The sequence below is a fragment of the Pedobacter hiemivivus genome (assembly GCF_005144565.1).
GTDB classification, from domain to species: Bacteria; Bacteroidota; Bacteroidia; order Sphingobacteriales; family Sphingobacteriaceae; genus Pedobacter; species Pedobacter hiemivivus.
On the sequence record NZ_SWDX01000002.1, the window covers coordinates 224,963 to 244,396 of the forward strand.

Annotated in this window: 12 protein-coding genes and 1 tRNA gene; 8 read left to right on the forward strand and 5 right to left on the reverse strand. The window is 39.6% G+C overall.

What is annotated here, in order from left to right:
* From FBD94_RS04680 to FBD94_RS04695, 4 genes are all read right to left on the reverse strand, one after another.
* A complete protein-coding gene (locus FBD94_RS04680) occupies window positions 1-1,008 on the reverse strand; it encodes a ketoacyl-ACP synthase III (RefSeq protein ID WP_136879306.1) in 1,008 nt (335 codons plus the stop codon).
* Window positions 1,009-1,023: 15 nt separating this feature from the next.
* Complete coding sequence (locus tag FBD94_RS04685) at window positions 1,024-1,254, reverse strand: acyl carrier protein (protein ID WP_131606799.1); 231 nt, start codon at window positions 1,252-1,254, stop codon at window positions 1,024-1,026.
* 35 nt (window positions 1,255-1,289) lie between these two features.
* Complete coding sequence (locus FBD94_RS04690; RefSeq protein WP_136879307.1) at window positions 1,290-1,934, reverse strand: acetyltransferase; 645 nt, start codon at window positions 1,932-1,934, stop codon at window positions 1,290-1,292.
* A 57-nt stretch (window positions 1,935-1,991) separates the two neighbouring features.
* Window positions 1,992-2,064: transfer RNA gene (locus FBD94_RS04695), tRNA-Cys, on the reverse strand.
* Window positions 2,065-2,317: 253 nt separating this feature from the next.
* Here FBD94_RS04695 and FBD94_RS04700 point away from each other — a divergent pair.
* Window positions 2,318-2,791 carry a 3'-5' exonuclease gene (locus tag FBD94_RS04700; RefSeq protein ID WP_131606795.1) on the forward strand — a complete coding sequence of 158 codons (474 nt, stop codon included), beginning with the start codon at window positions 2,318-2,320 and terminating at the stop codon, window positions 2,789-2,791.
* 5 nt (window positions 2,792-2,796) lie between these two features.
* Here FBD94_RS04700 and FBD94_RS04705 read toward each other — a convergent pair whose 3' ends face one another.
* On the reverse strand, window positions 2,797-3,588 hold the full coding sequence (locus tag FBD94_RS04705; protein WP_136879308.1) for a hypothetical protein: 792 nt from the start codon (window positions 3,586-3,588) through the stop codon (window positions 2,797-2,799).
* 397 nt (window positions 3,589-3,985) lie between these two features.
* On the opposite strand from FBD94_RS04705, the gene FBD94_RS04710 reads away from it, so the two are divergent.
* From FBD94_RS04710 to FBD94_RS04740, 7 genes are read left to right on the forward strand one after another with little or no spacing between them, the layout of a single operon-like run.
* Window positions 3,986-6,184, forward strand: a complete 2,199-nt coding sequence (locus tag FBD94_RS04710; protein WP_136879309.1) for an alpha-glucuronidase family glycosyl hydrolase — start codon at window positions 3,986-3,988, stop codon at window positions 6,182-6,184.
* Window positions 6,185-6,232: 48 nt separating this feature from the next.
* A complete protein-coding gene (locus tag FBD94_RS04715) occupies window positions 6,233-9,406 on the forward strand; it encodes a glycoside hydrolase family 2 TIM barrel-domain containing protein (RefSeq protein WP_136879310.1) in 3,174 nt (1,057 codons plus the stop codon).
* A 49-nt stretch (window positions 9,407-9,455) separates the two neighbouring features.
* Entirely contained in the window at window positions 9,456-12,392 is a 2,937-nt protein-coding gene (locus FBD94_RS04720; protein WP_136879311.1) for a SusC/RagA family TonB-linked outer membrane protein, read from the forward strand.
* 16 nt (window positions 12,393-12,408) lie between these two features.
* Complete coding sequence (locus FBD94_RS04725; RefSeq protein ID WP_225874603.1) at window positions 12,409-13,944, forward strand: RagB/SusD family nutrient uptake outer membrane protein; 1,536 nt, start codon at window positions 12,409-12,411, stop codon at window positions 13,942-13,944.
* Window positions 13,945-13,949: 5 nt separating this feature from the next.
* Window positions 13,950-15,137: a fasciclin domain-containing protein gene (locus FBD94_RS04730; protein ID WP_136879312.1), complete on the forward strand. Its 1,188-nt coding sequence runs from the start codon at window positions 13,950-13,952 to the stop codon at window positions 15,135-15,137.
* Window positions 15,138-15,142: 5 nt separating this feature from the next.
* A complete protein-coding gene (locus tag FBD94_RS04735; RefSeq protein WP_136879313.1) occupies window positions 15,143-16,261 on the forward strand; it encodes a DUF5007 domain-containing protein in 1,119 nt (372 codons plus the stop codon).
* A gap of 31 nt (window positions 16,262-16,292) precedes the next feature.
* The gene (locus FBD94_RS04740) at window positions 16,293-19,424 is read left to right on the forward strand and encodes a SusC/RagA family TonB-linked outer membrane protein (protein ID WP_169472216.1); all 3,132 of its coding nucleotides are present in this window, start codon (window positions 16,293-16,295) and stop codon (window positions 19,422-19,424) included.
* Window positions 19,425-19,434 lie beyond the last annotated feature (10 nt).

Genomic DNA, 19,434 nt, shown 5'->3' on the forward strand with positions numbered 1-19,434 from the left:
TTAGGATATTTTAAGTAGGCAACCAGCCCAGGAATAACCAACTCCGAAACCTGCAAGAAGAACATTTCCTTTTAGTTTGTCCTCTTTTTTAGCTTCCGTCAAAGCGATAGGAATAGTCGATGAAACTGTATTTCCGCAGTCCTCTAAAAAATAATAGAACTTTTCTTCTTCAATGTTTATTTTCTTCCGAAGATGATTTAGCATATACTTATTGGCCTGGTGAAAAATGTATAAATTAACCTCATCAGCCAGAATGTTATTTTTAGACAATACATTTTTTATTAATTCAGGAACTGCAGTTGAAGTAAAACTAAAAATCTCTGCTCCATTCATGCACAATTTACCTGGGTTAGTCACATTGCCGAATTCATCCAAAACATCCTCATTTTGTAAACTAAGACCTGGAAATCTTAGTCCGCCCTTTTTTACAATAAGGTTTTCAGCACCCTTACCATCAGTTCCAAGTTCAAAACTTCCTATTTCAGCAAATCCATCATTCATGGTTATTAAAGTAGCTGAAGCCGCATCTCCAAATATTGTTCTATTGCTTTTATCCTGTGGATGGATAAATTTACTGTAGGTTTCAGCAGTGATCAATAAAACATTAGTCGCAACACTACTATAAATCAGACCTTTTGAAAGTCCTAGGCCATAAACAAAGCCCGAGCAACCTAAATTAAAATCTAAAGCCCCACAAGAGGTTGGAATTCCTAATTTATTTTGGACAATACAGGCGGTGGTTGGTAAAAAGTAATCCGGACTTTGCGTACATAAAAGGATAAAGTCAATGTGATTCCGATCTATCTGATGTTCTTCAAATAATTTCTCGGCCACCTTAACGGCCATATCTGACGAAAATTCATCCTCATTCGAAATATGGCGATTATAAATTCCAGTTTTACTGGAGATTTTATCTATCGACCATTCCGGGAAGAGTTCATTTATTTCCTGATTATCGAAAACCTTTTCCGGTAAATAATAGGATATGGCCTTAATTTTTGCTTCCATTGTATTGTTAATAGCCTATAATTTTCCTTTTATTATTCTATATATATCGGCCAATGTGCTAGACTTTCCCAAGTCTTCTGCTGTTAAATTAACACCATACTCTGTATCAGACATGGCCATAACTGATAGTGCAGTTAACGAGCTCCATTCATCCAGCTCTCTAAAATTAGTGTCGATCTTGATCAGTTCGGGATCAGTTTCATCAAATTGCTTTGAAAAATTGATGAGAAATTTATGTTCTTCCATAAGAGTTAATATTAGTATTTGTAATAGATTAAGGATTATTTATGAAATTTTACGGGCCTTGCGGGGCTGCCAATTGCGGTACAGTTTGCCGGTAACGATTTGTGGACAACGGCGCCAGCACCTATAATTGTTCCTTCACCGATTTGTAAATGATCTATAATCTGGGCTCCAGTCCCGACAAAAACGTCTTTGTAAATCGTTACTTCTCCTGAAATATTAACTGAGGGCATAAAAGAACAATAATCGCCAATCGTCGTATTGTGTCCCAAAGTACATCCTAAATTAAATATTATATGTTTGCCTATTTCAATGTTTACAGTTATAATATTTCCTGCGCATATGATACAGCCTTCTCCTATAGAAACCTGATCTTTTCCAATGATCACATTAGGATGAATTAATGTTGGATGAACAATTAAGGGATTATTTATTTTACTTAATACCTTTCTTTTTAAAGCAGGTAGAGCTATGGCTACAACTGTACTTAACTCAGTTGAAATGTTATTTAGCGTTTCAATTCTTCCTAAAATAGGATAACCATTAACGATAGTTGATGGCGCTATAACATCGTCGTAATATCCCAAAAGATTATATTTTTTTTCTACTTCATTGATTTGATCAATCAACATTTTAACTTCTCTTCCAAAGCCTCCGGCACAAATTATTGCAATGTCTTTCATCTTTTTTTATTTCCATAATAGCCTGATTGCTGTTAATAAAAATGATTTATCTCTCCATGGAGATCGAGATCGGATTCGAACCGCGTAAGAGATTTTGCTGATCCCTGCCTAACCACTCAGCCACTCGACCTTTATCCAAGGGTTTCATCCATAGATGTTTGTCTTTTATTTAGTGGCTAGCTTGTCTAGCGTTTTTTTTGAACAGTCTACCATAAGCCATATGTTTAGGTACTTACTTTTTGGGATTAATTTTCAGAAGTGTAATATTAACACGAGCACTTGCAAAATGGTTTGTTGAAATAAAATTTATGACAAATCATTTTTCAACTCATGAGATGATTAGTTTATGTAAGTTTGCCAAAACTTAGGACAAGGTTAAATTTATGGAGCATAATTTTACGGCAATTGATTTTGAAACTGCCCATGGTAAACGCTGGAGTATTTGTCAAGTTGGTTTGGTGCGTGTTGAAAATGGGATAATTAAAGAGACTATTAACCGATTAGTTTGTCCACCTGATAATTTTTATTTTTACAGGAACATTGAAGTTCATGGCATTACCCCTGAGCGAACCCGTAGATCTCCTGATTTTTCAACTGTTTGGACTGAAATTTCTCATTTTATCCAAGGACAAGTTGTCGTGGCTCACAATGGTGCTTTTGATTTCAGTTGTCTTTCTCAAACTTTGGATTATTATCAGATTGAACAACCTGTGTATAATAAACAGTGTACCTATAAAATCTACGGACAAAAGTTGGCCTCTCTATGTCAAGAATACCGGATCCCATTAAATCACCATGATGCTTTAAGTGATGCGTTGGCTTGCGCCGAATTATATAAAAGGTATTTGAATAAGTAAAAAAATTACGGTTTTTTATAAAGTACAGCCGTCCCTGGTCCGGTTCCAAAGGGACTAGTAGAGCTAATTGTTACTGACTTTTCATCACTACTTAAGGTGAGTGTTGAATTTGCAGCGGGTTTAACTTCTTCTGTAAGGGTAGCTCCAGGATTAGATTTGGTCCACAAGACCGTGCAGCCCCATGTATTTGTCGTTTTTTTAACTAAATTATAGATATAGCTCGATCCAATAGAGATCAAATTTCTATCCAATGCATTTCTCCAGCCATATTCGGGTTTCGCAGTAGGCGTGATAGAGTAGAATTCGAAATGTTCAAAATTCCCTTTGAACACTATAGTTGCTGCTGAGTTCTGCCAAAATCCGTTGAATGGATGGCAATCATTTAATATGCCAGTGGCTTTGAAATCGAGTTGATTACCGTAATAGGTTTGACCGGTAGTAGTAATGGCATAGGCACGCACGTAGTATTTAACACAGGGTTCAATAGGTGTAGCGAGCACGCTGGTAGACATATTGGTGGTGCCAGGGAGTATGGTACCCGTATTTTTTCCATTTGAAGTAGTTGGATTTTGGTTTATACTCCAACAGATTCCCCATTCTCTCATTTTGGCAGTTCCAGCTACCTGTATTTTAACGGATACATTAGTGCCAAAATACTCAGTATCGACCGTGGTTAATGTCAGTGCTCCACCTTCTTCGACGACTGGGGACTCAGTTTTATTCTTTTTACAAGAATTAATGATAAAGATCAAGGCAAGAAAGAAAAGCAATAGCTTTATTTTTAATAGATTTTTCATAGGGTCGGCTTTAGCTTCCCAAAAGTAAGCCGGCTTTTTTTAGCGGAAAATACCTAGATATGGGTATTTTTTATGAGTACGGTCTTCTGATAATTTGCTGATTTAAAAATATTTTCATTTTTATCTACTCCCTACCACAAAGTTATTCGTCAATGTGCTAAATAAAGACAAAAATGTCTTTTGCAGATATGCATAAACCAGATATAAAAGAATTGTTAAACAGGTATAAAAGCGGAAACCGTACTGAAGGAAGGAGTATTATCGTAATGGCTTAAACTTTACACACAATAGCGCAAAAAAGACCCGGAAGCGTTTGCACCGCTCCGGATCAGTTAAGGTATAACCTTGGCAAGAGAACCAAACCGTTTCAAAAGTTTTAATTTCACTTACTAACCAAATGTACAAAATTTTTAAGGACCTACTATGGTGGACATCACACCATATAGGGCCAATATTTCTACTCCGAGTAGTTTTATTACTGTTGGGCCTGCTTGTTTGGACTAAAAGTAATGCCGAAAATGGTTATGATTTATGGCTTAGATATAAACCACTTCATGAGACAAGCTTAAAAAATAATTACCACTCTGTTATCAAACAGATTTCTGCAAGTGGAAATTCAGCAAGCCTTATCGCAGCAATTACCGAACTGGAAATCGGAATGAAAGGTTTACTCAATGTATCTTTACCACATGTAAAGACCGTTAATGCAAACGGGACATTGCTGCTCGGAACGCCGAGCACTAACGCTGCTATAGCTAGACTTAATTTGGTAGAATTAAAAGATCTTGGAAAGGAGGGCTACCTGATCAAATCGGTGCAAATCAACGGAAGATCTTGTACAGTAATTGCATCCAATACTGATATTGGTCTACTTTATGGATCGTATCATCTTTTACGTTTGATTCAAACCAGACATTCGATTCAAAAGCTCTTAATCGTCGAGAAGCCAAAGATACAGCATCGTGTACTTAATCATTGGGATAATTTAAACGGGACCATTGAAAGGGGCTATGCCGGCTCTTCTTTATGGGACTGGCAGCGTTTACCAGGGTATCTTGACCCAAGGTATACCGACTATGCAAGGGCAAATGCATCAATAGGTATTAACGGCACCGTAATAAATAATGTAAACGCCAGCGCTAAAAGTTTAACAAAAATCTACCTCGTCAAAGCTGCCGCACTCGCAGATGTATTCAGACCTTATGGAATAAAAGTCTATCTGACCGCACGTTTTAGTGCACCAATAGAAATTGGGGGCTTAAAAACTGCTGATCCTTTAGATCCAGAAGTGATCAAATGGTGGAAACTAAAGGTCGATGAAATTTATAGGTACATCCCGGATTTCGGAGGTTTTTTAGTTAAAGCAAATTCGGAAGGGCAACCAGGACCGCAAGACTATAAGCGTAGTCATGCAGAAGGGGCCAATATGATGGCTGATGCTTTGGCCCCTCATAATGGGGTGGTGATGTGGCGTGCATTTGTGTATGAAAATATTAAGGGAGAAGACCGAGCTAAACAGGCCTACCAGGAATTTAAAAAATTTGACGGAGATTTTAAAAGCAATGTCTTACTACAACCAAAGAATGGTCCAATTGATTTTCAGCCAAGAGAGCCCTTTCATCCATTGTTTGGAGCAATGCCAAAAACACAGCTAATGCTTGAGTTTCAGATTACTCAAGAATATCTTGGCTTTGCAACTCACCTTGTGTATCTGGCTCCTATGTTTAAAGAAACGCTATCAACAGATACCTATGCAAAAGGAAAGGGCTCAACCATTGCAAAAATAGTCGAGGGTAAGCTAGAATCCCATCAGATTTCAGGAATTGCAGGAGTTGCCAATATTGGTAGCGATATCAATTGGACAGGACATCCTTTTGCACAATCCAATTGGTATGCATTTGGGCGAATGGCCTGGAATCCGGAAGCGAGTCCTGAAACCATTGCAGATGACTGGCTGAAGATGACCTTCAGCACTGATCCTTCTTTTGTGGTGCCGGTAAAAGAATACATGTTAGCTTCAAGAGAACATGCTGTACATTATATGATGCCTCTCGGACTCAACCACATTATGAACCTGGGAACACATTATGGCCCTGGACCATGGGATAAAATTCCAGGATGGAATGCGCACGATTACCATTTGGCGGATGCTGAGGGTCTTGGCGTAGATCGTACGGACAAGGGCTCAAATGCGGTGGAGCAGTACTTTCCGGAAGTAAGACAGAAGTATAATGACATCAAAAGTATTCCACCGGAGTTATTGCTTTGGTTCCACCATGTGCCCTGGAAGTACAGGATGCCTACAGGCAAAAGTCTTTGGGAAGAACTGGTATACACTTATTATTCAGGAGTAAGTGCCGTTGAAAAAATGCAGAATACATGGGATGGGCTTAAAGATAAAGTTGATCCCTTACGTTTTGTGCAGGTTAAGCAACTGCTGGCTGAACAACAGCGGGAAGCGGCTTGGTGGCGTGATGGGTCGGTGTTGTATTTTCAAACGTATTCTAAAATGCCATTACCCCAGGGGTTCAAAGTTCCGGCACAAAGCCTGGAACATTACAAGCAAATTAAAATGCCAGATCGAACGGATAAATAATCTAATAAAAAAACAAGCAAAACTGCAAAGTTAAATTTTTAAAAAACTATGTCTAAATTATCTCAACTCATTAAATCAACGTTGTTTCTGTTTCTTTTTATTGGAAGCTTATCTTCCCTTGCACAGGAACCGGTTAACAATGCTCCTGTTCCTTCGGAAATTGAAAACCCTGAATTACTGGGAATTAATAAAGAAGAGGCCCATGCCACATTGATGCCTTATGGTAACTTGAAGCAGGCACTAAATGTCGACAGGAAAGCCTCATCATTAAGTAGAAGTTTAAATGGAACATGGAAGTTTAATTGGGTTCCATGGCCGCAACAAAGACCAGTAGATTTTTATAAGGTGTCATTTGATGTGTCAAAATGGAAGAATATTCCTGTACCCTCCAATTGGCAGGTAGAGGGATATGGCACTCCATTTTATCGGAACATGGGCTATACCTTTAAAACCAATTTTCCTTTTGTAATGAATGACACACCAAAGGAATTTACCTCTTATAAAGAAAGAAATCCAGTTGGAAGTTACAGACGGGATTTTGATCTGCCTTTGGACTGGAAAACGAGACAGATTTTTTTAACCTTCGAAGGTGTGGATGCCGGATTCTTTTTATGGATAAACGGACAAAAAGTTGGTTACAGTGTCAATAGCAGGAATGCAGCAGAGTTTGACATTACAAAGTATACCAAACCAGGTAAAAATATCGTCGCTGTAGAAGTTTATCAATATACCTCAGGCAGTTACCTGGAGGATCAGGATATGTTTCGCTTAAATGGTATTTTCAGGGATGTTACACTTTGGTCAACACCAAAGCAGCACATCAGGGATTATTTTATCAAAACAGACCTTGATGACCAGTACAAAAATGCTACTGTTCAGATCTTAACAAAAATAAAAAATTATAGTACGGTTATAAGCGGGGCTAAAACTGTAGAAGCACGGCTTTATGACGGAGAAAAAGAGGTCCCGGGTTCTACCACTATAATGGCTGTACCTGTGTTAAAACCTGGAGAAGAGGTTTCAGTAAATCTATCTTTTAAAGTGAAAGATCCGGTTAAATGGACTGCCGAAACACCTAAACTATACACTACGGTGATCAACTTAAAAGCCGGACAAACAATTATAGAAACGCTTTCTTCACATACAGGTATCAGGGAGATTGAGATAAAAGGCCGTACATTTTTGGTAAATGGTATTCCAATAAAGTTAAAAGGAGTAAACAGACATGAGCAATGGCCCGATGTTGGCCATGCTGTTACCGAATCCCAGATGATACGGGATCTGGAGGTAATGAAACAAGGTAATTGTAACCACGTTCGAACCTCCCATTATTCTGATGATCCACGTTGGTATGAGTTGTGTGATAAATATGGCATCTGGGTGCTTGCGGAAGCCAATGTGGAGTGCCATGGACTGGAAAACAAATATAGAGAAGATCCTCGTTTGAAATCGGCAATGATAGATCGGAACGTTTCCAATGTCCAGAATTTTAAAAACCATCCTTCGGTGATCATATGGTCTTTGGGTAATGAGAGTGGTAGTGGACCTATAAACTTAGTGGCAGCTTTAAAAGCCGTAAAAGCATTAGATCAGACCAGACCAACGCATTATGAGGGCTTTGGTACTGGAGAAAAAAATCCGGCAGATATTGATAGCCGAATGTATTCCGGTCCTGAATCGGTTGAAAAAAGTGCAAAGGATACGAGTCTTACCAAGCCTTATTATCTTTGCGAATTTGCCCATGCGATGTTTAATTCTATGGGGTCACTGAAGGAATATAACGATTTGTTTGATAAGTATCCCAGTGTACTTGGTGGAGCTATATGGGAGTTCCAGGACCAGGCACTTTGGAATAAGAGAGATCCGAAACATCCAATTCTTGCTTATGGTGGTGGATTTGGGGAATTTCCAAATAATGGGCTTTTTATTCATAAAGGTGTTGTTGCTGCAGACCGAACGCCAAAACCGCATTATCCGGAAATGAAAAGGTTGTTCCAATGGATCGGCACCAGAGATGAAAACCTTAGCAAAGGTTTAATCAAAATAAAAAATAAATACCAGTTTATAAATTTGAATGCATTTAAAGCGAGCTGGATACTTTCAGAAAATGGAATAGAAATTTCTAAAGGCGACTTCGATATTGCAGATATCGGTCCCGGAACAGAGAAGGTTATTAATTTGCCAGTTTCTGTTGTCAATCCCAAGCAAGGTGCGGAGTATTTTTTAAACGTGTCTTATACGTTAATGAAGGACCAGATGTGGGCAAAGAAAGGATATGAAATTGCCTCACAACAGTTAAAAATGCCAGCTCAGAAAAATAGTGTTGAGGTTAAGCAGCCATTAAATGGCAAGGTGGTATTTGCTGAGACTGGTGATGCAATTGAAATTAAAGGTGGAGATTTTAGCGTGGCCTTCGATAAAAAGTCAGGAACTATTTCATCGCTTACACGTGGTGGAATCAATATGCTTCAAACCAACGGTGGTCCCAAGCTGCATTTATGGAGAGCTCCACATCGTAAAGATGATATGTGGGCAGATCCTGACTGGCAAAAGAATGGATTAAGGGATCTGAAATGGACAGTTAATAAAATGGAGACCATGCAGAAAGATGAGGCCACTATTGTAGTAACCGTTGATCTGACTGCTTTGGGTAAGAATGATTTCAAGGTAACCCATTATGTAGTGTATACCATTACTTCCGATGGTAAGTTGAGATCAGTTAATGATGTAAGTTCAAATAAACCTGAATTACCGATCGCACGTATGGGCGTCAGGATTCTGATGGATAAGCAGTTTGGTGATTTTAGTTATTTCGGACGGGGGCCAATGGAAAATTATTCGGATCGTAAATCCGGGTCTGACGTTGGTCTTTATGGTAGTACAGTTTTGGCTCAACTCACTCCTTACGAAAAGCCGATGGAATGTGGTAACCATGAGGATATCAGATGGGCAGCCGTTAAAAATGATATTGGCTATGGACTTAAGGTAGTCTCGTATAAGAATTTATTACAGGTGTCTGCGCTTCCGTATACAGACGAAGAAATGGAAGATGTGGCTTATCGGATTGATCTTCCTCAAAGTAAAGGAACTGTACTTTGTGTAAGTTATAAAACGCTTGGAGTAGGCTCATGGGGTTGTGGTCCTAAACCGCTTGGACCTTACATGCTTTATGCTAAACCAGCTTCGTTTAATTATGAATTGAATTTGTTGAAGCGGAAATAGCTTAGTTGTTACCAAAACATACCAAATATCTAACCACACACAATTAATTATGCGAATTGTATACTTCTTAGGGTTGTTTCTTTTGATGGGGTCCTCTGTTCGGGCACAGGTATCACCTCCTTCATCCAAACCAAAACCGCAAAAAACAATCACTCAAAAACCAAAACCAGATACGGTTATCGTAAGCATGCCAGTAAAGCCGGTTTTGAGTACGAGTGTTAAGGACTTGCAATCTATCAGCTTGCCCTTGTTCCCTGCGTCTTCTTTAAATCAGGCATTAAAAGGTACTGCTGCTGGATTATATGTTCAGGAGCAAAGTGGCGAGCCTGGTGTTTATCAGTATATGCACATTAGGGGTACATTGTTACCACTGTTTTCGGCCGAAGACCTGGTAAGATCGCAGCCCTTGATTGTAATTGATGGAATACCGGTAATTTCAAATGAACATCCCTTTGCCTATGATGTTCAGCTGTACGACTACAGTAGGATAGGCCCGTCAACCAATCTGCTTGCGGGCATTGATCTTGATAATGTTGAATCTGTTCAGTTGCTTAAAGACATTTCTCAATATGCTGTTTATGGACCTAAAGCAGCCAATGGTGTTATTTATGTAAAAACCAAGACAGGAAAAACCAAAAAGGCGATCTCATTCGATTCCTATTTTGGAATAGCGAATCCTGCTCCCGTTACTACTTTTAACGGTGCTACGGAAAACAAGTTCAGAGAACAATTTTATAATCGGTACGCAAGCATGGCGCAAATGCAGAATTATGCTGCTTTTTTAAAGGATTCCCTAAACACTGTTTACTATGGTCCATCAAACTGGACAGATTCTTATTATAAAAAGGCGGCGGTTTATTCGATAAATGCGAGTGCGACTGGTGGAACAGAAAGAGCAAATTTTAAATTTTCATTAGGCAAGGTTGGCAATAATGGCGTTGCTGATGATACTCGGCTTGATAAATATGCTGTTGGTTTTAACTTAAATATGAAACCTGTTAAATGGATGACTGCAACTGCCAATATTATGGCAAGCAGGATGGATAGAAAACGTAACAGGTACAGTCGCGACCGCATAGCTGAAGGCCGTTATTTGCCTGATCTTAGTCAGCCTTTATCACCAAATAATGACATCTATGGTGGAATGCTTACCGCCTACAAGGAGGCGGTTGATGACAATCTAACAAATACTTTAAACGGATATTTTAACATGGGCCTTACATTTGGTAAAGTTAGGTTTAACAGTTTTCTGGGAGTAAGTTACACTGATGGTTCCAGAGATTTGTATAATCCTACAACTTTGCTGGAAACGATTGCCTTTGCCTCAAATTATTTCGGATATAGTCAACGGTTGGTAATTGACAATACCATAAACTATTCTTATAAAATTAATGATAATAACACAATTGATTTTCTTGGCGGTCAGTCGATAAATTGGGACACCTATCGCTATAATTATGCGTATGGATATAGAAACGGCACGGATTACATTAAAGTAAACCTGCTGAACAAAGATGACCTTCAACCCAGTATATTTACCCGTAGGTTAATATTCAGATTCCTGGATAAGACCGTTAATAATCAGGTTTCCTTCTATGGAAAAGCAGATTATAAATATAAAAACTGGTTAACGGTATCGGGGCTTTTGAGGGCTGATGGCATTTCAAATATGCAGCCGACCAATCGATGGTTTTATTCGCCAGTTGTATCAGCTTCATGGAATATTAAAAATCACCTGCTCATCAAAAACAAAACGGTGACGGATTTAAAGCTGAGAGGAAGTTTTGGGATTTTGGGAAGAAATGAACTGAATGACCGTTATGCGCAGGGGTCTCAGTATGTTGTCGATTTTGGGTGGTCTGGAGAACCCCTTGTCCCATCTTATGCGGGTACAGTTGGATTGGTACGTCCCTACACCAAAGGATATATCGGGTATGATATTCCCTGGTCTTACAATGAGCAAATCTCAGTTGGATTTGACTTTTCACTTTGGAAAGGCCGTTTAAACGGGATAATTGACTTGTACGCTAATACCGCTAAGGATCAGCTTCTCGGAGTTCCGGGATTGGCAGAGTACGGCTATACCAAAGCTTATAAGCCGGGTATGGATGTAAACAATTCGGGTGTTGACCTGACACTGACTGCTGATCTGTTACCTGCCAGGAATAAAGTGAAGTGGACTATCTCGCTGGGAGCCAACTATAATAGAAACACATTAAGGTCGCTTCCAGATGGAAGGAAGTCAATTATTATTGGGAATCGTTTATTGCAGGTGGGCAATTCGGTGGATCAGTTCTGGCTGTTAGAAAATAACGGCATCTATAGCGCTGATAATGAGGTGGAAATAAACCCTGCTAATCAGCGTAAGCTAAATTATGAGGGTGTTGATTTAAAGGCAGGAGATCCTAGATGGAAGGATTTGAATGGTGATTTTACGATTAATGAAAAGGACAAAAAACTGATGGGACACATGATGCCTGTCGTGTCCGGAAATTTTTCAAATACCATTTCTTATAAAAAGATAAGTTTAGGGTTTGACTTTTACTATAACCTGGGCAAAAATATTTTAAACAAAGAAATGGCCAACCGTTTTGATTTTATCAATCGTGAAAGCAGTAATGACATTAACTCAATTAAAGAAATTACTTTTTGGCAGGAGCAGGGGAACGTAAAAAAATATCCATTGTATAACGTCTGGAGTAGTGTTATTCCTTATCGTGCGGAACAGGATCTGTTTTTAGAAAATGCGTCGTTCCTGAAGCTTCGTACGGCATCACTGGGATATGACATGACACAATTGATAAATCGTTCCTTTAAAAAGGCCGATGTCAATAGATTTTTTATTTACGCCACAGTCAACAATGTCTTTACGCTTACACCTTATAGTGGCAGAGATCCTGAGTTGGTCGATTATACCGGTTACGACACTGGATATGGCTTGCCTATACCTCGTACTTATACGGTTGGAGTTAAAATGAGTTTATAATCAACAGCACATTTAAATGAGAAAGATATTTCTATTTTTTGCCCTGATAATTATGTTGTCAGGTGCTTGTAAGAACATCCTTGATGTTACTCCGACAAGGGTAGTTGGAGAGGAAAATATGTGGAATGTAATGGAAGACGCCCGGGCCGGCTTGATTGGGGTTTACGGTTTATGCAGATCTGCCCTGGCTGATAATAACAGGTTTTGGTATTATGGCGATGTAAGAATGGCTGATTTTGATGGTACAACCAGAGAGGATATCAAATCAATACATAATAATGAACTTAATGTTCAATATCCGCTTGTTCAGGATTTGTCAGATTGGAGGCGGTTCTACGCCGCTATAAATGCAGCCAATTTATTTATTGAACGTGCGCCCGAGATTTTCAAAAAAGACCCTAGGTATACTGAGCAGAATTTTAACCTGGACATGGCTCAGGCGAGGGTTTTGCGGGCCTTCCTTTATTTTTATATTGTCCGTCTGTGGGGAGATGTTCCGCTGATCACTACTTCGCATGATGGTGAGTTTGCAAATAAGAAAAGGGAAGATCAGCAGAAAGTACTGGCCTTTGCCGCAAATGAGTTAATTGCTTCAGTTCAATATTTACCTTATAGGTTTAATGGTGCTTTTCCTGAACAAACCGGGCAATACTATGGCCGGAATATAGACAATTGGGAATCTGATTTGGTTAGAAAGCATACTGCCTGGGGCATCCTTGCGCATATTTACGCCTGGCAAGGGAATTATGCAGAAACCGCAAGATATGCGCAGCTGGTGATGGATGCTGAGTCAAATCTCGGGCTGGCCACTGCTGCATTTCCCATCAACGGTAGCAATATACGCAGGATGTTCCGTGGCGAAGTCAATGATGAAGTCAAGGCTGTAGTTTTGGGCTTCGGACACAGGTGGAGGCCTGCCGAAACTTCTTTTACCGGGACCATTGAAGGACTTACTTTGGCTCAACCCCTGGTAAATAATAGATTGATACAGGCAATATACGTACCTAAGGATACAATTTTGTCAATTTATAAAGAGGCTAAAGATGATCGGTTTGGAATTGATACCCTGACCAAAAATGTGACAAGTGATCTCTGGTTTACAGGCTTTGATAGACCTTATCCTATGTTTAAAAAGATTTTCGCAGTGGCAGATGTCAGTGTACAGAACACGAATGTGCCAATAGCATATTTTTCCAGTACTACTGTGGTAAACAGAATGGAGGATATTGCTTTGCTCCTGGCAGAAGCCAAGGCGGTATTAAATGATCGTCCGGGTGCAATTGTGATTCTAAACAAAATCAGAACAAAACATGGACTTCCGGTCTATAATCCGCTCGTCAATGGTGAGGCGGTTGATGCCGTATTTAGTGAACGCAGGCGTGAATTGCTGGGTGAAGGGCACAGGTGGTATGATCTGGTCAGGTATAAAAAAATTAAAAACAATGACCTGGAATTTAATGATTTGATACAGTCTGGAGGAATTTACTGGCCCATTAACCGTAACCTGCTTATTCAGAATCCTTTGTTAATACAAAATACTTACTGGCAATAATCAAAATGAAGAAGCTTAATTTATTTAATTATTTAGGATGTGTACTGCTGGGCAGTATAGTCTTTTTCGGATGTGATAAAACGGATAAGGGTGATTATGATTATACCAATCTCAAGACCCCATTTAAAGGTAATACTTATGAGTTTTTAAAAAGTAAACCTGGAATTTTTGATTCTGTGCTGGTGGTTATCGACAGACTGGGACTTAAAGAGGTATTGGAAAAAGAGCGTATCACACTTTTTGCCCCTACTAACCAAAGCTTTGTGTTGGCACTCAATAAATTAAACAATGGTAAGACCATATCATCTCCCAGCTATGTTTCACTCAGCAAGTATCGCGTAAATAATTTGGATAGCCTGATGTGCCGCTATATGATTGCTGGTTTAAACCTCAGTGATTCTATGACGCTCACTGATGGAAAAACGATGAAAAGCTATAAGTATAACTATCCGATGAATGGTAAAAGGAACATTTCCAGATCGGAGGGTTATCAAAATGGTGGTGCCTCGTTGATTACCTTTTCAGATACACGCCGCAGTAGTTTTAAAGCCTCCTGGCTGGGTACAGTTGCTAATTCGATAGATATCCGTACCACTAATGGTATAGTTCATATCCTTGAACCGGGGCATTTATTTGGGTATAATGATTTTTACAAACCGATCCGTTCTCCCTTCAAGGGCTTGCCATTTGAATTCCCATCTGTTATAAATGCAAAGGCAGTACTTGAAGCCGAAGATTTTGATAAAGGTGGCGAGGGAGTAGCTTATCATGCGACTGTATTTCCCTCAAAAAATTACAGACCTACCGAAGGCTTTAGGCTTGAAAACCATGGTGCTTCGACGGCACCGCTTTCAGCAGGTTATTCCTTTCCTTCTACCTGGGATTTACAAGATGGAACTTCCGGTGATTGGGTAATCTATACCATAAACGTATCTGAAGAAGGGGATTACGAAATCATGACCAGGTACCGTAATAGAGCCGGCATTAATTCAGATTTTAGTTTGGTCAGATATAATCTGTCATTTGACTTTATAGAATCAAGTTCTATAGCTATAGTCAAAAGAGATAGTTACCCTGTCTGGTCGGGAAGTATTGTAACCGTGCATCTTAAAAAAGGCATCCATTCTATGCGTTTTTTATGGGAAGTGACCCCATTGGAACTCGACGCATTTCTTGTTAAACGAATAAACTAAATTATATGATCTCGAAAATTAATTGTACATCAGTGCGGTTTAGAGGTAGCTCATTGTTCAAACAGATGATGCTTGGCATCCTGCTTTCAAGTACTGCTTTAACAGCCTGCAAAAAAATATACAACGTTCCGGCGGGTTCTGATTATTTAAGTGAAAGCATCAATTATACCGTTGATACCTATCGCCCGGTATTAGGCCGCACTACTGTCTTTGGAAGCTTTAGTTCTGATGATTCTACTTTCCCTTTAAAGTTTGAAATTGTTAATCCCCGAAATAATGCTGGGACAGCAACAACTGCTTTTTCTCAAACGTCTTCAGCTCTGGTATGGAATGGCAGATATACCGGATTAGAAAAAAGCATAGCTGAAATTGAAGCAAAACGGAGTGTGGAAGAGCGCCCTTTATTTGAAGTGGCTACGTCGGGGGAATTCATTTTATGGGCAGGGGCTAGAAATGATAACTTCCTCAAACCAGTGTCTGACAGTGCCTATGTTTTTGATGTGAGGGTTAGCAATAACGGCGGCAGCCGGCTCATCCGAAAAATAAATATCATTCCCAGAAGAGAACGCCCTTATGAACCTAGCTTTCATATAGATGAAGTAACAGGCTTAAGTAAGCTGGAACCCAATGGTGCTGTAAAGCGCCTGATTCCGGCGATTCTTGCAGGTATGAGAGCCTCAACTTTACAAAGAAATCTGGAACGTGAAATCAGGGATGATCAGAAAAAAACGCTTACGCAGGACTGTTGGGTTTATTTCAAAAAGAAAGCCGGTGATGGTCATTCGCTAACTTTCAAATTTATGGATAAAGATTCACTGCCCATAAATCCGGCAAAGTTTAACAATACGAAGTGGGATCAGCTGGTTCATGGATTTAATATGGAAATGACTCCTCAATATGTGAAGTATGATATTGCTTATCCGGTTCCTTTGATAAAAGCTCCTACAGTTTATACAACTATCGATGGTGCCCAGGCAAATGTAGTTTTTAGTTATAGCCGAATTGGTTTCTCCGGCAGTAGGGAAATAGGCACGATGAGTCTGGCCTTTAATATTTTTGAAAAAGGGGACTGGGAAATTATCTTTTTCTTTCACAATGATACGCCAAAGTTTGAAAATGAATAAGGTTGTAAACACACTGAGGAATCCAGTAAATATGAAAAATAGAATATTGAAATTGCTGTTGATGTTAGTAATGGTGCATTCAGGTATTTACGCACAAAACAAACCAGTCAGAATAAGAGGCTTGGTTACAGAGCGGTCTACCGGTGCGGTAATTCCAGGGGTAAGTATTATTGTGAACAATAAAGCCGTTGGACAATCAAGCAACCAGGGTACTTACTCCATTTCCGTGCCGGAAGGTTCTGAGATCAAATTTCGGATTGTTGGTTATGAGGAGGTTACAGGCAAGGTTAAGCCTGGATCTGATGAACTAAATATACAGATGACCGAGAAAACGTCGGCGCTGCAGGAAACCATTATTAGGGGATATGTATCAACCAGCAGGGAAACCGATGCCGGGTCATCTAAAAAACTTGATGGTAAGAATATTCAGGACGTGCCGGTTGCAAATATTGAGTCTTTGTTACAGGGACAGATTGCAGGATTGAATGTTCAGGTAAATACAGGTGCTCCGGGGTACCGGGGTACAGTATTGATCAGAGGTGTATCCAATATTGATGTAGTGGGGAATGGAGAAGACTCTTTTTTAAATCCAACTTCGCCTTTGTATGTAATTGATGGGATACCAATAGATGCAGAGAGCGAAGCTGCGGATAATGGTTTCAACTCATTAGGGCCGGGAATTAGCCCGCTTTCGATGATTGCTCCTGAAGATGTGGCCAGTATTGAGGTACTTAAAGATGCCCAGGCAACTTCACTGTATGGCTCCAGAGGAGCATATGGTGTGATATTGATCACCACAAGGCAGGGAAATTCTTCTATACCCAGATTGCGTTATTCTTCAAATTTCTTCATAAGCACCCCGCCGAAACTCAGGTCAACCTTAGGTGGGGCCGCTGAGCGGGATTTTAAAATCGGGCAGATACTAAAGTATGGTTCTGTGAATGATATAATTAACAGACTATCAGATTCCTATTACTTATCGGATAGTTTGAGTACCTATTATAACAACTCCACCGATTGGCAGAAAGTATTCTATGGGCCGCAGTTTAATCAACAGCATAATCTTGCTATTGAGGGTGGAGTTAAAGAGTTTATCTATAAAACGAATTTAGGTTTATACAATGAAAAAGGGATCCTTGCCAATACAGGTTTCAACAGGTATACACTGAATTCCAGCTTCACTTATAAACCAAGTGCTAAGTTTTCTGTATATGCCAATATCTTCGGCGGCATTGGTAAAAAAAATAAGGGCAGTGGGGTTGGACTGCTTCAGAATGGCATTGCCAGAAACACTTCGGCATCTTCCTTATTGCCGCCGCCATCATTATACAGTGCTTCGTCAGATGTCATAGGTGCCTTACAGGTGCAAAATGACAACAGCTCCAAGAACCTAAGGACAAGTTTTCAGGTGAATTACCAACCTACCAAAAAAATAAATTTGAGCACTACCGGAAGTTATGATACAACAACGGGAACGGAAGACAGTTTTACACCTGCGGCTGCAAACGGAGAATATGCGAAAGCTTATGCTTATCATGACTCAAAATATACGGTATACAATCGAAATAATATTTCCTACAATACCTCTTTTAAAAAGAGTCACGAACTTTCAATATCCGCCTTCAATGAGGTTTATATTAAAAGCTTCCAGTCTTACGCTGCTGAGCAGACCAGACTGCCGGTGAATTCATACATTGGGCCGATTGGTTATAGCGGAGATTTTGTTACAGGCTCGTCGAGAGGGGGCGGTATGCTTCAGCTTACTAAATCCAGACTGGTGTCTTTTGCTGGTTCTATTGTTTATAATTATAAGAGAAAATATGTATTCAACGGTTCATACCGATTTGATGCAAGTTCCTTTAGCGGAGAGGAAGATCCTTATTCTAAAAACCCTTCCGTTGGTTTAAGGTACAATTTCAGTAAGGAAAAGATCTTTGATGGAGCAAGTAAATGGTTAGAGTATGCTTCTCTTAAAGCAAGCTGGGGTAAAAGTATTTCTCCAACAGGAAATGTTTTTGCTGTGAACGGAACATATGAGAACAAAGGGACTTATAATGGCTTGCCAATTACAGGATTAAAATATGATTTTATTCCAAATCCGGCATTGGGAGCCGCAACAAGAAGTACCTATAATTTTGGTCTAGAAGGTGGTCTGTTTAAGGGACGTATCAGTTTTTCTTTTGACGCGTATTCTAGTCAAATGGATCAGCAAACACGTGAACTACAGTTGAATACAATTATTGGTTACAATAAGGTATTGAGTAACGAGGTCGGATTAACCAATTTTGGGTACGAGGGAGATATCACCATCCAGGTATTGCCACCTAAAAGCAAATTAAGGTGGGTTACAAAGCTTAATGGATCCATGAATACTACTTATCTGACAAAATTACCTGGCGGGGTAAGTCAGATCGTTCAGGGAAATACTGTGTTTTCGGTTGGAAAAAATCCTTTCTCTTATTATTTCTTTAAAAATAATGGCGTATATGCCAGTGACACTGATGTACCGATAAATCCAAAAACCGGTTTGCGAATACGAAATGGGAATAATGCAAATGCTTATTTCCAGGGAGGGGATCCAATCATCCAAGATTTGGATGGGGATTACGTGATTACGGATAAAGACCGTGTTGCCATGGGGAATTCTCAGCCTACTTTTACCGGAGGGTTCATCAATAGTTTTGGATATGGCAACTGGTCTCTTAACATAAATTGCTCTTTTACCATCGATCGTGATGTCATTAATGCCGCAGATGCCTCCCGGTTGAGGATGGCTGGCGACCCTTTTGGTACACAGGCTGTTTTACCAATAGACAATCTCAATTATTGGAAAAAACCAGGTGATCGCGCAAAGTATCCGGATGCGTTGAACTACACCAGGGCTGAACTGATATCGCCATTTAGAACTAATCAATCCCTTTTTATGGAAGACGGTTCCTATTTTAAAGTTAATAACATGACGCTTGGCTATGTATTTAACAGGCAGCTGGTGCAATCACTGTCCATTAAATCTTTAAGGGTATTTACAACGATCAACAACGTAATTACTTTCTCTAACTATTCAGGTTCAAATCCAGAAAATGTATCCAATACAGGTTATGATAATTCTGGGGGATATCCAATGGCGAGAACTTACAGTCTGGGACTGAACGTGGAGTTTTAGGTTTACTTTT

What these genes read in the sequence shown, in the direction of transcription:
- FBD94_RS04680 (WP_136879306.1), bottom strand. Translation starts at nt 1,008, where the DNA reads ATGGAAGCAAAAATTAAGGCCATATCCTATTATTTACCGGAAAAGGTT.
- FBD94_RS04685 (WP_131606799.1), bottom strand. Translation starts at nt 1,254, where the DNA reads ATGGAAGAACATAAATTTCTCATCAATTTTTCAAAGCAATTTGATGAA.
- FBD94_RS04690 (WP_136879307.1), bottom strand. Translation starts at nt 1,934, where the DNA reads ATGAAAGACATTGCAATAATTTGTGCCGGAGGCTTTGGAAGAGAAGTT.
- FBD94_RS04700 (WP_131606795.1), top strand. Translation starts at nt 2,318, where the DNA reads ATGGAGCATAATTTTACGGCAATTGATTTTGAAACTGCCCATGGTAAA.
- FBD94_RS04705 (WP_136879308.1), bottom strand. Translation starts at nt 3,588, where the DNA reads ATGAAAAATCTATTAAAAATAAAGCTATTGCTTTTCTTTCTTGCCTTG.
- FBD94_RS04710 (WP_136879309.1), top strand. Translation starts at nt 3,986, where the DNA reads ATGTACAAAATTTTTAAGGACCTACTATGGTGGACATCACACCATATA.
- FBD94_RS04715 (WP_136879310.1), top strand. Translation starts at nt 6,233, where the DNA reads ATGTCTAAATTATCTCAACTCATTAAATCAACGTTGTTTCTGTTTCTT.
- FBD94_RS04720 (WP_136879311.1), top strand. Translation starts at nt 9,456, where the DNA reads ATGCGAATTGTATACTTCTTAGGGTTGTTTCTTTTGATGGGGTCCTCT.
- FBD94_RS04725 (WP_225874603.1), top strand. Translation starts at nt 12,409, where the DNA reads ATGAGAAAGATATTTCTATTTTTTGCCCTGATAATTATGTTGTCAGGT.
- FBD94_RS04730 (WP_136879312.1), top strand. Translation starts at nt 13,950, where the DNA reads ATGAAGAAGCTTAATTTATTTAATTATTTAGGATGTGTACTGCTGGGC.
- FBD94_RS04735 (WP_136879313.1), top strand. Translation starts at nt 15,143, where the DNA reads ATGATCTCGAAAATTAATTGTACATCAGTGCGGTTTAGAGGTAGCTCA.
- FBD94_RS04740 (WP_169472216.1), top strand. Translation starts at nt 16,293, where the DNA reads ATGAAAAATAGAATATTGAAATTGCTGTTGATGTTAGTAATGGTGCAT.